The sequence below is a fragment of the Lacticaseibacillus absianus genome (genome assembly GCF_013407595.1).
Taxonomy (GTDB): Bacteria; Bacillota; Bacilli; order Lactobacillales; family Lactobacillaceae; genus Lacticaseibacillus; species Lacticaseibacillus absianus.
In genome coordinates this window covers 279,749-292,285 of sequence record NZ_JABEKX010000001.1, presented here as the reverse complement: position 1 = coordinate 292,285, position 12,537 = coordinate 279,749, and the positions used below count along the sequence as shown (strand labels likewise).

Sequence of the window (12,537 nt, the reverse complement as noted above, 5' to 3'; positions counted from 1 at the left end):
CGCTCCTTTAGTCGTAGTCAATATAAATCAAATTCCAGATCAACAGCTGTGGTACTGCAATTTCATAAAAAATGCCTCGTTCTGACTCGAATATCTGATACGACAATTCCTTCCAGTTCGATGAATCGGGTGACGCACTATACACACGCTTGGGTCTGCGCGCAACCGACTCGACTCTGATGACAATATGCTCACACAGGTCAGGGTGCCCTTCGTTGCGCTCTGCCCACTGCGTATGCGCTGCTCCGACGAGATTGATCAAATGTATGACTTCGAACGTCTTAGTTTTTTTGACCAATACCCACACCCGACCCACAACCGGTTTGGACGCGTACGACACACCCTGCAAGACAATCTCGTCATTAATCCCGTCCACTACTGCTTCTGTTTCGTCCACTAGCTCGGGGGCGATGAGTAAGGCTTCATTCTGAACGACAAAATCCAAGTATGACTGGAATCGCTCTTGAACTGGACCAAACATTGGCGCATTATCCGAATAGTAGGCCTGCGTCAAGATTCGAGCATCATCGCCCAAGGCCAGGTGAAACCCACCGGAAGCATAGATTGTAGCCATCGTTAGTAAGCTTGAATACAACGCAGCATCAACGTCGCTGACTGGAGAATGTTCATCTATACCCAAAAACTGGTGGAGATAGGCAGCCAAAATGACAGGTTTCGTCGGTGCCATGGCTCTTGCCTTCTGAATCAACAAATAGAGATCATATAACGTGTCATGAGGCGACCATACCTCAATGTAATTAGCTTCAGTTGGTGCTTGAGCAGTAGCAGACAACGGCCAACCATTGACGTTATTAAAAATTGTTGCCTTATTCCTTGTCGCGTCATTGAGATCTAACCGACGTCGTAACATCTGGATCAACGCTGGAATGTCATCACGCAGATACCTTACTTGTCCATCGTGGCTTAACGCCTCTTTTGGAAAGCCGTATGTGTCAAGGTGTAATCCATCAAATCCCTGTTCAAGCGTCGCTACGAACTGATTGGCAATGTGTTGTGCCCAACCGCTACTAAGATGAACATCCATGTACGCAATCTGAGGAAGAAAGTTTAACGGTTGCGCCCTAATGCTGTAGAGTCGCTCCGCTGGATGTGACTCAGCATACTCCGGTTGAGCACCGTAAATCGCAGCATAAGCGATATTTTTCATTCCAGCGGCATGAGCCGCCTCTTGCAGTCCGCTGACGGTGTTGAAAGAAATATGTTTGCCCATCGCATCATCGTATTCCGGTTGATCGGTCAACAACTGATGGTGCCTATACATCCAGTCATAATATTGGACAATATTAATATGATATCTACGTAGCGAGGAAATTACTCGCGTTGGATCGACTCGCGTACTAAAATCGCTCACAAAACCATATCTCGGCGTCTGGTATGGAGACGCCACAATATCAAACACGACTGACGTTGAATCAATCAACTGCCCACTTGCACCCTCTGCCTCAACAATCAACAGCATTCCGTTAGCAGCCTGAGAATCTAATGCCAGTACAGTTGCGGAAAAGCTAAACGTCAAAGAACCGAATTCACTTTTTCCGACAGTTTTAGTCAAGATACAGTCCATCAATCGATAAAAACGAAAGTGGAGCGACTCGGGTGCCTTATCTAGCATGATCTGCACTTTTATTTGGTCCGAGTAGGTATACTGAACTTTATCAAGCGTCGCCTTCAAACTAATCCCCCTATCTACGTAAACGTTTACGTTTACGTTAAAAAATTTTTTCTTACTGCCATCGACAAACTATCTACAGTAACTGTGTCCAATGACCCATCTTGAAGCCTTAGACAGAACGCCGTTCAAAAATACGATGGTGTAGAATTTCCGAATCAATTTCACGACCTGAATCGATTGCACCAATCATCTTCTGTACCGCTTTGGCCCCCATTTCAAAAAAAGGCTGACTAACGGCCGTCAATGCAGGGTTTGCCATGCTCGCGATTCTAGTATTGTCATACCCAATCACCGCAAGGTCTTCGGGCACCCGTAAGCCTAGGTTCATGGCGGTGTTCATGACCCCTAAGGCTGTATCATCAGAAACCGCAAAAACGGCATCCGGTCGGTGAGCTAGATTGTAAAACGCATGCATCGCGGCAATTCCAGAGTCAAATGAAAAAGTCCCAGGGTGAATCCACTCCGGTTCGACAACTAAACCGTGATCAGTCATTGCGCGACGATAGCCTGTGACACGCGGCAACCCCGCAATCTGATCACTCAGATTAGGTCCTGCAATTGCAATTTCTTGATGTCCGTGCTCAATCAAATAATTAGTCGCATCATAAGCTGCGGATTCGTCGTCAACTTTGATAAATGGAATGTCCGTCCCAGCACAAGTGGATACAAGTACCACTGGAAAAGTCAGGTTCTTGATTTGCTCTTCCACAGATTTGTTTAGAGACATCGACGCAATCACAAGGCCTTCAACTCGCCGCTCCGCCATCAGGCTCACGCAGTCCATCAAGTTAGTCCCGTCTTGACCTGCGTGCGTGATAATCACGCTATAGTTATTGCGGCTTGCAACCGTTTCGATACCTTCCACGATGTCACCGTAGAACAGCGTTGGTGCGTTAGGCATGATCAATCCGATAATTCGCGCCGAACTCTTCTTTAGACTCGCCGCCATTTCGTTACGGTAGTAATTGATCTCACGCGCTGCATTCTCAACTTTTTCTCTCGTCTCTTCGCTATAACCCCCTTGGTTATTTAGCACACGTGAAACAGTTGCGATCGATACGCCAGTCATTGTGGCAATATCTTTAATTGTTGGCATAGTCGACCTCCAGGTAAACGTTTACGTAAGTAATATAGCACACGCGGTTAGACGTGACAATAGTAAGCGCTTAAAAAACAAGTTTGGGGGGTACCGCATCTTTGCCCGTTCTTTGAAAACCAAATTATGGTATTCTACATATCGTAATATTAGGAGGAAGAATATGAAAAGAATGACTCGCCGCAATCGCGTGATCTTTGCGGTCATCGGACTCGTGGTCTTGTTGCTGTTGGCCGTCGGGGGCTTCTTGCTCGTGCGCCACAATCAGGCGGCCCACCGCCAGGCCCAGGCCGCCACTGTCTTCAAGCAACTCAAGCAGGATCAGGCAACGCTCCAGACCAAGATCACCAAGAGCTGGACGGACGACCAGCAAGCCTATCTCCAAGCCGATGTGACCCCCACCACGGTGACGGCCCTTCAGCGAGACGCCGACCAACTGACCACCACCGCCAAGCCGTACGCCGAGGCCACCGACAAGGCGACCGCGGCCAAGTACACCGCCTTCACCCAGGCGCAGGCGAAGCTGACCAAGCAGATCAAGACGCTGCGCACCGCCCAGACCGCCACGGCGGCGGTCAACGCGCTGTTCCAGTCGCCGGTCCTGACCGGTGCGACCACCCACACCGACGTGATCGTGCAAGACGAGGTGACGACGGCGACCGTGACTAAGGCGGCCGCGAAAGCGCGGGCCGTCAACGCCACGCTGAACGTGGCACTGCTGAAGGCGACAACGCTCGCCAAGGCCCAGATCACCGAACGCGAGGCGCTCAAGAAGCAAGTCGCCGTGATCGCCGACGACGGCACGCTCAAGTCCGGCGTCACCCTCGCGCAGCTGACCGCCTTCAAAACCTATGTCGCGAAGCTGAAGTACGCCGGGCTCAAGGCGGCCTACCAGACGCTGCTCACCGCAGTGGACAAGAAGGCCGCTGAGCTCGATAACCTTAAGGCCCTAAGCGCCAGCGACCGGCAAAAGCGTGTCCTGCTCGCCTACGCCAAGGCGAGCGGCTACGATCGCAGCCGGCTCGATCAAGTGCGAGCGTTCTTCGTCGATCACGACCAGATCAGCGGGACCACCTACACCGCCGATATCGGTACGCTGAATTTTTCGGGTGAGGCCCTGTCGGCCAACTTCAAGTGCACGCTGACGGCGACCCTGAGCGGCGCGTACACGCTCACCCGCGACGGGAACAAGATCGCCAGCGGCAACCTGATGAAGGACTTTACCGCAGCCGACACGGCCAAGCTGACGCGCGATGCGGCCAAGATCGTCGCGCCTAAGCTGACGGTCGATCAGTTCAAGCAAGCGATCACATCAGACTTTGCAGCCGAGGGACTGGCCGTCGACCTGCTCGAGTTCCCGGAGCCCGCCACGGTCCACGGCAACGTGATCGAGCTTCAGATCATGCTGGGCGACGGCGCCAAGCTGCGCTACGACGCCAGCACCGGCGAAGGCGCGTGGTACCACTACGCGGTGGCCGAAGGCGAAGTCGAAGGTTACCGCTATGACGCCAAGCTCACCACGGCGATCTGGGCGCAAGCCGCCGGCAACTGACCAGTTCACCGGGTCAAATAGCTTGACAGCATTATTCGCAACACGTTAAGCTAGCTATAACAAATCAATACGAACCATCGGTTGGGCGCAAGCTTCAAGAATCACTTTCCCGGGGAGGAAAGGTTCTTGTCGCTTGCGCCCTTTTTGGCCTGGTCCGCGTCTGCGCGGTCTCAGCCACCGGTCGACCACCCCCAAAGGAGGAATTGTTTCATGTCACAAGCCCCATACGCACAACACAAGGCCGACGTGCTGGCCCAACTGAACACGGACCGCACGCACGGGTTAACTCAGACCGAAGCGCAAGCCCGCCTGGATCAGCACGGCCCGAACGCCTTACCGACGCCACCGCGGCCTAGCGCGTGGCGCCAGTTCCTCGACACACTCAAGGAGCCGCTGGTCATCATCTTGTTCATCGCCGTGTTCCTCGCCTGGGGCAGCGCCGCCTACGACCTGCTGGTGACGGGCAACCGCGCCCACGGGATGGCCGCGATCTACGAGAGCATCGCGATCTTGATCCTGATCTTCGTGAACTCGGGGCTGGGCTTCTGGCAGGCGCAAAACGCGCAGAAGTCGCTGGACGCCTTGAAGTCGATGGCTGACCACCACGCCAACGTCTTGCGCGACGGCGAGTGGGGGCAGATCCCGGCGGAGACGCTGGTGCCCGGCGACATCATCTCCGTGCGCACCGGCGACTTCATCGAGGCCGACGTGCGCTGGCTGCACCGGGCCGAGCTGCAGGTCAACGAGGCCCACCTGACCGGCGAGGCCGAGCCGGTGGCGAAGCAGACCCATGCGCTGGTCGGCGACGCCGAGCTGGGTGACCGCACGAACATGGGCTACTCTGGCTCGATGGTCACACACGGCAACGGGCTGGGCGTCGTGGTCGGCACCGGCATGACCACGGAGCTGGGCAAGATCGCCACGCTGTTGCACCAGGTCGTGGACAAAAAGACCCCGATCGAGCGCACCATCGCAGCGCTGACCAAGAAGCTGATGATCGTCGCCATTGCGATCGTGTTCCTGACCCTCGGGCTGGAGCTATTCAAGGCGTACCAGACCACCGGCACACTGTCGTTCGCCGCGGTCGCCGAATCGCTGTCCACCGCCATCGCCTTAGCCGTCGCCGCGATCCCGGACGCCCTGCCGGCGGTGCTGTCGATCGTCTTGACGATCGGCGCGACCATGCTGGCCAAGAACAACGGCCTGATCAAGTCGCTGAACTCAGTGGAGACGCTGGGGTCCACCAGCTTCATCGCGTCGGACAAGACCGGCACACTGACCAAAAACGAGATGACCGTCACCCGATTTTACGCCAACGGCGCGACCTACACAGTGGAAGGTAACGGCTACGAGCCGATCGGTGAGATCCTGCCCGATGACCCGGCGCACACCGCCAGCTACGAGCGCTTCATGCTCGCCAGCGTCTTGAACAACGAGGCGGCGATCGTCGAAGACGACGACGGTCGCAGCGCCCCGTTCGGCAACCCGACCGACGTCGCGCTGGTGGTGATGGGTCACAAAGTCGATATCGAGCGCGACACCCTGTTAGATAAGAACACCGGCCGCAACATCGACCTCGTGCGCGTGCTGCCCTTCGACTCGACACGCAAGATGATGAGCGTTGTGATCAAAGACGGCGAGCAGTACCAGGTGCTGACCAAAGGCGCCCCCGACGTGGTGCTCGCGCACACCGACTGGGTCGAGCAAGGCGACCGCCTGCTGGCGATCGACGCGGCGCGCGAAGCGGTCGAGGCCCAGGTACTCGGGTTCGCCAGCGACGCCTTGCGCACGATCGCCGTCACCCTGCGTGACATCGACCGCGAGCTCGCACTGCACGGCAGCGTCGCCGAGTTGGAGCAACACCTGACCCTGCTCGGCGTGGCCGGGATCATCGACCCCCCGCGCCCGGAAGTGCGCCAAAGCGTGCGCACGCTGCATGAAGCCGGGGTCCAGGTGGTGATGATCACCGGTGACCACGCGGTGACCGCCCGCGCGATCGCTGCGCGGCTGGGGATCGTCGAAGACGACACGGCCCGCGTGGTGGAAGGCCGCGAGCTCGAAGCGATGAGCGATGACGAGCTGTACGCCATCGTCCCAGACATCCGGGTCTACGCGCGCGTCTCGCCAGAGCACAAGCAGCGCATCGTCCACGCCCTGCAGCGCCACGATGAGATCGTCGCGATGACCGGCGACGGGATCAACGACGCCCCGGCGTTGCGCGCCGCCGACATCGGCATCGCGATGGGAATCAACGGGACCGAGGTGACCAAAGACGCCGCAGACCTGATCCTGCTCGACGACAAGTTCACCACCATCGAGAACTCCGTCGCGGCTGGCCGCACGATTTTTGGCAACATCAAGAACTTCATGCGCCACGAGCTGACCACCAACGTTGCCGAGGTGCTGGCCCTGCTGTTCGGGGTGCTCCTGATGACGCACCAAGTCGGTCAGGTCGCCGCGACCGTCCCGACCCTGACGGCGCTGATGGTGCTCTGGGTGAACATGGTCTCCGATGCCCTGCCGAGCTTCGCGCTGGGCTATGATGTGCCCGAGGCCGACCTGATGCGGCAGCCACCGCGCAACGTGCGCGCCTCGATCCTCGACGGCATGCTCGGGCGCATTTTCCTCCGCGGCATCGTGATGGGGGGGCTGGTCTACGTCGCCTTCCTCTGGGGCGCTCACCAAGGGATGCGCGCGTCTGAGGCACAGACGCTGGGCTTCTTGACCCTCGTCTTCGGCCAGCTCTGGCACGTCTTCGACGCCCGCAGCACCCGCACCCTGTTCCGCCGCAACCCGTTCGAAAACGGCAAGCTCCTGATCGCCGTCGGCTTCGCCGCCGTCACCTCGCTGCTCGTCACCCTGTTCCCATTCTTCAACACCGTGATGGGGACCGCCCCGCTGAGCGCCGAGCTCTACCTCGCCGTGATCTTCCTGCCGGCGATCCCGACCTTCGTCCTGTCGGGACTCAAGGAGCTCTGGTGGGCCATGCGCCGGTGACGCGACGGGATGACAAAGGCGGCTGAGACAAAAAGCGGTTTTAGCCCAGAGTATAAATCAGGCTCCCTGCAAAACCCGAACTTAGGTTTTGTGGGGAGCCTGATTTATACGGCTAGGGCGTTGCTTTTTGTTCGGACTATTCTGGAATAGTCTTGGTTCATTCCTGAGCCGTTAATTATGGCTCATCCTCCCGTTTATCTCGTCTTGTTTCTCGCGTGGTCCGACCGCTACCCCACTACGGCAGGGCCAGCCCGCCGAACCCACTGCTCAGCGCCCCGATCACGCCAGCATCAGCGCCGCCACGAGCCCCAAGACGAGCCCGACCACCGCGATCACCAGTACGCCGATGCCAAGCAGGTTGCGCCGTATCGGCGTGCGATCTGCGCGCGTCAGGGTCGGTGCCGATGTCGTGTAGCCGTCTTCCTTAGCGGCGTAGCTCGTCTGACTGTGCAGGTTCCGCGGCCGGAGCTTGCGGATCACCAACCAGCCTGCGACCGCGATCACCGTTCCGATCGCCAGCCCGGCGATCATCGGGTTCCCGACCGCGAACCGATCGAACCCGTCTGTCCCGTCGAACCCGATGTCGATCACCGCCTTGATCCCGGTGAACAGCGGCTTGAGCACCGCTAACAGTGCAACGACCCCCAACCCGGCCGCGCTCGCTTTCTTCTCTGTCCCTGGCTTCTTCGCCTGACGCTGCGTGGCCCGTGTTCGCTTGGCCATCACGCCACCCCCTCCAGATCATGCTGGGACAATTATAGCATGGAACCGCTTTTACCGGCATCCGTCTTAAGCCCAGTTCGTCAGTACTGGTCCCAGTCCGCATCTGGGCGCGCCTGGGCCGCAGCCTGCGCGACCAGCTGGCTGAGCAACGCGGAGCTGGCCTGGGCCGTCGCGTCTTCGGTCGCTGCCGCCACCGAAGAGTCCTTGGCGAACTGATCGAAGACCGCTTGCTTGTGAGCGGCGCGCGCACGGATCAGCTGGTCGATCGCGTGCTCGGTCAGTAGGCGGTAGACGGTCACCGAACGTGTCTGACCCATGCGGTAGACGCGCGACAACGCCTGCGCCTCGGTCGCCGGGGTGAGCTGCGGCTCGGCGAACACCACGGTGTCGGCGGCCTGCAAATTCACGCCTTGGCCCAGCGTCTGGATCTGTGCGCACAGCACCGCCCCACTGCGGCGGGCCACGAATTCATCGAGCAGGGCCTGACGCTCACCAAGGCTCAAGCTGCCCGTGATGGGCGGCAAGCACAACGCCCCGAGGTCCTGCTCGACCAGGTCCAGGACGCGCCGAAAGTAGGAGAACACCAGCACCTTGTGGCCGTTGGCGACCGCCTCTTGCGCCAAGTTGACCAGCCACGCACGCTTAGGGGCCTGCGCCGCCGGTTCGGTGGGCAGCCAGGCGGCCTGGCGCATCGCCATGAAGTTCCCGTCGTGCACCGCCACCTGATACTGGGCACGCTCTGCTGGGGAAAAATCGACCCAGACGTCTTGGCGTTCCAGCGGCGGCAGCTCCTTGAGCACATCCGCCCGGTTGCGGCGGAGGTAGACCGGGGCGACCACGCGCTTGAAGGCGTCTTCGGCGTAGAGCTGCGGCCCGGCCGCCAGCTGCGCGCAGATCGCGGGCTGTAGCGGCGCGATCAGGTTGAGCATGTCTTCCAGCCGGTTCTGGATCGGCGTGCCGGTCATGTACATCACCGTGTCAGCCTGCCGGGCCAAGCGCGTGACCGCCTGCGTCCGCTTGGCCTGCGGGTTCAGAAGCGCTTGCGCCTCATCGGCCACCAGCACGTCCACCGCGGTGAGCGCCGAAGCCGGCAGCCGCCACAGCTGATCGTAGTTGATCACCGCCACCCCGCCTTGCGCCTGCCAAGCGGCTAGCTGCGCGGCGCGGTCGTCCCCGTGCAGGATGCGGGGCACCAGCGTCGTGTGCTTGCGGACCTCGCGGCGCCAGTTCGTCAGCAAGCTGACCGGCGCGACCACCAGCGCGTGCGTGTCGCCGGCTGCCAGGCGACTGGTGATCACGCCCAGCGCCTCCAGCGTTTTGCCCAGGCCCATCTCGTCGCCGAGCAAGACCTTGCGCTGCGCCAGCGCGTAGCGGGTGCCGAACGCCTGCCAGCCACGCAGCGTGGCCGTCAGGTAAGGGTTGGTGTAGTCGATCGCCCCTACCCGGCGCACCAGGGTCTGCAGTGCCGCTTGCGTCGGGTCTGCGGCGGTCGGCGCCGCTTGAATCAAGTCGGCGAACGGATCCAGCGCCACCGCCGTCGGGGCCGTCCCAGCGAGTTCCAGCTGCTCGAATAAGGCATAAAAACTCGCGGCATCCGCTTCGAACCGTGCACGCACCGCGTCGAGCGCCAGCGGTTGCGCCGCCACCAGCGGGGCCACGGCATCCGCCAGCGCTTGGGCGGTGGCCGGGGCGGCAGCGATCACCTGTGTCGCCGCTGTCGCCAGCTGCGCCTTGCGGGTCGCACCGGTCAGCCACCACCCCAGCGGTGTCAGCCGGTTCAGTGGCAACGTCGCCACGGTCAGGCCGAGCGCAGCGACAGTGTCCGCCACCGGCGCGAGCGCTTGTTGCGCCACTTGCAACACTGGCCACGCCAGCGCGCTGCGGCACAGATCGGCGCTATGCTGCGGGTCGCGGTCAAAGTCGAGGCGCAGCGGCGTCGACTCGGCGACTGCGGTCACCTGGTCCGAGCAGAACTGCCGCAGTTTTTTGCACGTCGCTGCACTCAATCCCGCCACGTTCGCCTCGGTGTAGATCACCGCCTGCAACTCGCCGAGCGTCGTGATGCCAGCAGCCGCCAGCGCCGGGGTGACCGGCTTGGAATCTGCCGCGATGATCGGTGGCAGCACCGTTGCGGCCACCGCCGCCTGCACCGCAGCGTCGTGTAACTGCCGCGCTTGGTCAAACGGGGCGGCCATGGCGGTGGTCAACTTGGCCTGCCACGCCTCCAGCGCCACTTGCGTCTGCTGGGCTGTGCGGATCGCCGTTGCCAGTGCGGCGCGATCCGGTCGTTCGATCGTCATTCCAACCTCCTTGGCGCCTGTGGTCAGGCCGCCGTTGAGGCCACTTTACACTATCTGTACACGCGGGTCTAGCCGGCGCGAGTCCGCCGCTCTGGCTCGTCGAGCTGCGGTTCCCGCTAAGCCCGCGAGTCCGCCGCTCTGGGGACAAAAAAAGGCACCCCGGGGGTCCAGGGCACCGATCTTCGTGGGGCGTCAATCCACCAACACGCGCTCGACGTTAGAGTCGACCAGTCCAGTGTTGTTGCTCAGGGCCAGCCGGCTGCCTTGCAGCGCCAGGCGGGGGGCCTCAGTGAAGTAGTTGGCCGTGTAGTCCTTGATGTGGACCGGGCCGACAGGGGAGCTCACCGTCTCGGTGTACGGCGCCGCCAAGTCGTCTCGTGGCACCGCCAACAGCCGGAACGACACGTCCAGGCTGCAGACACCCGCTTTGGAGAACGGGCCGACCCCGTCATCGAGGTCGAGCACCAGGGCGCGATCTGCAGGGAGCCAATCGCTGATCTTCTCCTGAGCTTCTGGGGTCATCGTCAATTCATGCATTGCATCGCCTCCTTCCCTTCCATCGTAGCATGATGCACAAATCATTGTCTTTGGGCAGCACTTAGGCATACAATCGAATAAAACAAGAGGTGAGCGCTATGAATGTGTTTCGCGCGTTAAAAGTGATCCAGTTCGAGCACCAGCCGTTGAACCACCAGCAAGTGGTCATCACCGACCTGAGCGGTAAACCAGATGCGCAGCTGTCTGCACTGCTGACAGACTGCCTGAGCAAGATCGACATCTTCGGCGACCTGACCAAGGCCGACCGTGTAGCCGACGTGATCGACGACCTCCACGCCATGACACCCCTGCCGTATGACGTTTTGGAGGAATACCAGAAGATCCTCGAGCAGCCGATCGACCGCATCAACGTCGCCTTGCACAAGGGCTTGATCGAGCTCGTCGCGCGGCCGCTGGTCTGAGCGGCCTCTGATTCGACGCCCGATCGGCCAAGGGCTGAGCCATCATCAGCGGCTCACGATAGCGGCAAGACGATTCCAAAACAAGACGAGTCACAAAGCGCCGTCCGTGCTTCCGTCCGGCTATACCGAAGACCGCAGTGAGTACCAGTGCTTCCGTCCGGCATAGCCGCAGGCCGCAGCACGGCGTTCTAACGCATGTCTGCCCGTAACTCACTGCGTTCGAGCGGGCAGCGCAAGCCGAGTAAGCGTGTCCTCCAGCAAAACCTAGGGGTTTGCCGGAGGACACGCTTATATTCTGGGCCAAAACGCTTTTATGTCTCAGCCGCTCGGCCTATTTGGCGTCTGCCGGCGTGTCTTCTGCCGCCAGCAGCTCGCCGGGCTGGCAGTCCAGCACCTGGCAGAGCTTGGCCAACGTGCTGAACCGGATCCCCTTGGCCTTACCGGTCTTGAGGATGGAGAGGTTCGCCGGCGTGATGCCGATCGCTTGGGCCAGCTCGACGCTACTGATGCCGCGTGCGCGCATGACCTGGTCTAAGGTAACTTTGATCATCTTGATATCCTTATATCATCTGGTCAGCGTCGTCTTGAAGCGCCAGACCATACCGGAACAAGACCGCCAAGACGTAGCCGCTGACCACCAACAACAGACCGGTCGCATCGAGGTGCCCACCCAGCGCGGCCAGCCCCCACTGCGCCAGGGCCATGCGCACCACCGTTCGCCACAGCGCCAAGTTGCCTGCAGTGAAGAAGACGCCGGCCTCGATCGCCTGGCACAGCCGCCGCAACGCCCGAAACATCAAGAACCCCGCCACACAACCCAGCACGATCCCGATCAGCCAGCACACGAAGAATCCCATCCCCACGTACGTGTGCACGCACTTCGGTCGATCCGGATAGGTGATCGTGATCGTGGTCGTCTCCATCGGCAGCCAGTGGTTGGCCGGGAGCCACGGCCCGATCTTGGCCTGGCGTGCCTGCAGGATCAGCCATGTCGGCCATCCGATCGCCATGCCCACGTTGCCCCACTGGATCAGGCCGAACGCCCACTTCAGCACGCGCACGGCGGTACGCGTGCGCCCTTGAACTAAGTCTGCCCCATTCATGTCGCCACCCCCTGTTTGTTATCGCAAAACGATAATATCATATCGTCAGACGATATGCACGACCAATGTGAAAATTTGAACGACCATCGACTTTCTGCTATTATCGCAGTAACT

10 protein-coding genes are annotated in these 12,537 nt (G+C 60.1%); 3 read left to right on the top strand and 7 right to left on the bottom strand.

Going from position 1 to position 12,537, the window contains the following annotated elements:
* Positions 1-7: 7 nt before the first annotated feature.
* Together HII33_RS01125 and HII33_RS01120 are read right to left on the bottom strand one after the other, a co-directional pair.
* Positions 8-1,693, bottom strand: coding sequence for a glycoside hydrolase family 66 protein (locus HII33_RS01125; protein WP_179393958.1), 1,686 nt, complete (start codon positions 1,691-1,693; stop codon positions 8-10).
* Between the two features lie 109 nt (positions 1,694-1,802).
* On the bottom strand, positions 1,803-2,789 hold the full coding sequence (locus HII33_RS01120) for a LacI family DNA-binding transcriptional regulator (RefSeq protein ID WP_179393957.1): 987 nt from the start codon (positions 2,787-2,789) through the stop codon (positions 1,803-1,805).
* A gap of 163 nt (positions 2,790-2,952) precedes the next feature.
* On the opposite strand from HII33_RS01120, the gene HII33_RS01115 reads away from it, so the two are divergent.
* Together HII33_RS01115 and HII33_RS01110 are read left to right on the top strand one after the other, a co-directional pair.
* Positions 2,953-4,341: a hypothetical protein gene (locus HII33_RS01115; protein ID WP_179393956.1), complete on the top strand. Its 1,389-nt coding sequence runs from the start codon at positions 2,953-2,955 to the stop codon at positions 4,339-4,341.
* Between the two features lie 210 nt (positions 4,342-4,551).
* A complete protein-coding gene (locus HII33_RS01110) occupies positions 4,552-7,338 on the top strand; it encodes a cation-translocating P-type ATPase (protein ID WP_179393955.1) in 2,787 nt (928 codons plus the stop codon).
* Positions 7,339-7,617: 279 nt separating this feature from the next.
* On the opposite strand, the gene HII33_RS01105 is transcribed toward HII33_RS01110, so the two are convergent.
* The 3 genes from HII33_RS01105 to HII33_RS01095 form a co-directional block, all read right to left on the bottom strand.
* On the bottom strand, positions 7,618-8,061 hold the full coding sequence (locus HII33_RS01105) for a hypothetical protein (RefSeq protein ID WP_179393954.1): 444 nt from the start codon (positions 8,059-8,061) through the stop codon (positions 7,618-7,620).
* A gap of 80 nt (positions 8,062-8,141) precedes the next feature.
* Entirely contained in the window at positions 8,142-10,361 is a 2,220-nt protein-coding gene (locus tag HII33_RS01100; protein ID WP_179393953.1) for a DEAD/DEAH box helicase, read from the bottom strand.
* 192 nt (positions 10,362-10,553) lie between these two features.
* Positions 10,554-10,898: an iron-sulfur cluster biosynthesis family protein gene (locus HII33_RS01095; protein WP_179393952.1), complete on the bottom strand. Its 345-nt coding sequence runs from the start codon at positions 10,896-10,898 to the stop codon at positions 10,554-10,556.
* A gap of 98 nt (positions 10,899-10,996) precedes the next feature.
* Between HII33_RS01095 and HII33_RS01090 the strand changes: the two genes are divergently transcribed.
* Positions 10,997-11,320 carry a hypothetical protein gene (locus HII33_RS01090; RefSeq protein WP_179393951.1) on the top strand — a complete coding sequence of 108 codons (324 nt, stop codon included), beginning with the start codon at positions 10,997-10,999 and terminating at the stop codon, positions 11,318-11,320.
* A gap of 331 nt (positions 11,321-11,651) precedes the next feature.
* On the opposite strand, the gene HII33_RS01085 is transcribed toward HII33_RS01090, so the two are convergent.
* Positions 11,652-11,870 (bottom strand): helix-turn-helix domain-containing protein, encoded by a 219-nt coding sequence (locus HII33_RS01085; protein WP_179393950.1) that lies wholly within the window; start codon positions 11,868-11,870, stop codon positions 11,652-11,654.
* Positions 11,871-11,880: 10 nt separating this feature from the next.
* The gene (locus HII33_RS01080) at positions 11,881-12,423 is read right to left on the bottom strand and encodes a DUF2975 domain-containing protein (RefSeq protein WP_179393949.1); all 543 of its coding nucleotides are present in this window, start codon (positions 12,421-12,423) and stop codon (positions 11,881-11,883) included.
* Between the last annotated feature and the right edge of the window lie 114 nt (positions 12,424-12,537).

Excerpts from the sequence above, each read along its gene's own strand:
- HII33_RS01110 (WP_179393955.1), top strand. The coding sequence starts at position 4,552 with ATGTCACAAGCCCCATACGCACAACACAAGGCCGACGTGCTGGCCCAA.
- HII33_RS01105 (WP_179393954.1), bottom strand. The coding sequence starts at position 8,061 with ATGGCCAAGCGAACACGGGCCACGCAGCGTCAGGCGAAGAAGCCAGGG.
- HII33_RS01120 (WP_179393957.1), bottom strand. The coding sequence starts at position 2,789 with ATGCCAACAATTAAAGATATTGCCACAATGACTGGCGTATCGATCGCA.
- HII33_RS01115 (WP_179393956.1), top strand. The coding sequence starts at position 2,953 with ATGAAAAGAATGACTCGCCGCAATCGCGTGATCTTTGCGGTCATCGGA.
- HII33_RS01080 (WP_179393949.1), bottom strand. The coding sequence starts at position 12,423 with ATGAATGGGGCAGACTTAGTTCAAGGGCGCACGCGTACCGCCGTGCGC.
- HII33_RS01090 (WP_179393951.1), top strand. The coding sequence starts at position 10,997 with ATGAATGTGTTTCGCGCGTTAAAAGTGATCCAGTTCGAGCACCAGCCG.
- HII33_RS01085 (WP_179393950.1), bottom strand. The coding sequence starts at position 11,870 with ATGATCAAAGTTACCTTAGACCAGGTCATGCGCGCACGCGGCATCAGT.
- HII33_RS01095 (WP_179393952.1), bottom strand. The coding sequence starts at position 10,898 with ATGCATGAATTGACGATGACCCCAGAAGCTCAGGAGAAGATCAGCGAT.
- HII33_RS01100 (WP_179393953.1), bottom strand. The coding sequence starts at position 10,361 with ATGACGATCGAACGACCGGATCGCGCCGCACTGGCAACGGCGATCCGC.